This window comes from Neisseria sp. P0021.S007, assembly GCF_051956855.1.
This window is the reverse complement of record NZ_JBQCXA010001032.1, coordinates 1-544: the sequence shown is the minus strand read 5'-3', so window position 1 is coordinate 544 and position 544 is coordinate 1. Positions and strand designations below refer to the sequence as shown.

The following is a 544-nucleotide window of genomic DNA, read 5'->3' as shown; positions in this document are numbered from 1 at the left end:
CGTATTGTTCGCCCTGGACTGCGCATCCAGCGAGTTCTACAAAGACGGCCAATACCATCTGGAAGCCGAAGGCCGCTCTTACACCAGCGCAGAATTTGCCGAATACTTGGAAGGCCTGGTTAACGAATTCCCAATCGTTTCTATCGAAGACGGTATGGACGAAAACGACTGGGAAGGCTGGAAACTGTTGACCGAAAAATTGGGCGGCCGAGTTCAATTGGTCGGCGACGACTTGTTCGTAACCAATCCAAAAATCTTGGCTGAAGGCATCGAAAAAGGCGTGGCAAACGCATTGCTGGTTAAAGTAAACCAAATCGGTACTTTGAGCGAAACCCTGAAAGCCGTTGACTTGGCCAAACGCAACCGCTACACCAGCGTAATGAGCCACCGTTCCGGCGAAACCGAAGACAGCACCATTGCCGACTTGGCAGTTGCCACCAACTGTATGCAAATCAAAACCGGCTCCCTGTCCCGTTCTGACCGCATGGCGAAATACAACCAATTGTTGCGCATCGAAGAAGAATTGGCCGAAGCCGCTTACTAC

At 51.3% G+C, this 544-nt stretch carries 1 pseudogene; it reads left to right on the top strand.

Annotation, left to right across the window (positions count from 1 at the left end):
• Positions 1-544 (top strand): annotated as a pseudogene (gene eno, locus ACTHUR_RS17365) (phosphopyruvate hydratase); the annotation flags it as partial.